The organism is Streptomyces xingningensis (assembly GCF_054957865.1).
In genome coordinates this window covers 1-988 of the sequence record NZ_JBDJPF010000169.1, presented here as the reverse complement: position 1 = coordinate 988, position 988 = coordinate 1, and the positions used below count along the sequence as shown (strand labels likewise).

The following is a 988-nucleotide window of genomic DNA, read 5'->3' as shown; positions in this document are numbered from 1 at the left end:
TCATACGTGGTTACGCACACCCACCCGACTTTGCGAGCCAGCAGGTGAGGACCCTTCCACGGATTGGGCGGGCTCACATGCTGATGCGAAAGCCCTGCCCACGCGCCACAGACAGCGTACGGGCAGGGCCGGTTGGGGCGGGTCAGTCTTCCTCGTTGGGCGGAATGACGAAGCCCCGCGTGGGGCCGCCCTCGGCGCGTTGGGTGGGCTCCGGGGTGGTCTCCTGGAACTTCGCCACGACGGCCGCCAGGGCGTCAGCGGTGGTGTCCTTCCGAGTCCTGGGATCGGGGCTGTCATACACGCGCCAGGCTTCTGCTGGGTCGTCCGGGTCCTCCGGTGCGACCACTCCGGGGACCCCCAATCGTCGCAGTACGGCATCCACTTGCTGAGCTTCTTCCGCGTCCATGCCCTTGCCCTTCTGCCATGCGTTGCAGGAATCCTAGCCATCGCCACGGCCGTCTCCTTCGAGGAGGCCGCCGACGAAAGTTGCCCATGCTTCCGGCGTGAACTGCAACGCAGGGCCATGCGGGTCCTTGCTGTCACGGACGGGGACGACGCCGGACGACGCGCACACGCCGGGACAGCCCTCGGGGCTTTGCCATGAGGGTCTATGCGCGCCCGGTTGTGATCACGTCCACGTGATGTGTTGGCCGTCGGGACCGACGTGGAGCCGCATGCGTTCCGCCGACGGCTGCCTGTCCTTCTGCCACTGCGTGACGTGTTCGGTGATCACATCCCACAGGTGATCGGGGCCGGCCTGCCGGACCATCCATTGCCCGTCGTCCTGATACAGCGCGGCCCATACTCCGGCCTTCACATCGATGATGACGTGTTCCGGGCGTCCGTCACGTTCAAGCACGAGCCGCTGGGCATTTGGCACGGCGAACTGTGCGACGAATCGGGCTGTCCAGTCGTCCAGCACGTCAGCCCCGAGTGGCCTTCCCCTCGTAGCGTAGAGACCGTGACTGCAAGGGAAGTTGGGAGTCAT

Annotated in this window: 1 protein-coding gene and 2 pseudogenes; all 3 read right to left on the bottom strand. The window is 66.0% G+C overall.

All coding sequences use genetic code 11. From position 1 onward, the window contains the following. Positions 1-142: 142 nt before the first annotated feature. Positions 143-406, bottom strand: coding sequence for a hypothetical protein (locus ABCR83_RS32680; RefSeq protein WP_462698893.1), 264 nt, complete (start codon positions 404-406; stop codon positions 143-145). Positions 407-439: 33 nt separating this feature from the next. Then, positions 440-568: pseudogene (locus tag ABCR83_RS32675) on the bottom strand (DUF397 domain-containing protein); the annotation flags it as partial. Positions 569-628: 60 nt separating this feature from the next. Further along, positions 629-988 (bottom strand): annotated as a pseudogene (locus ABCR83_RS32670) (ATP-grasp peptide maturase system methyltransferase); the annotation flags it as partial.

Coding starts and splice junctions, on each gene's coding strand:
- ABCR83_RS32680 (WP_462698893.1), bottom strand. CDS start 406: ATGGACGCGGAAGAAGCTCAGCAAGTGGATGCCGTACTGCGACGATTG.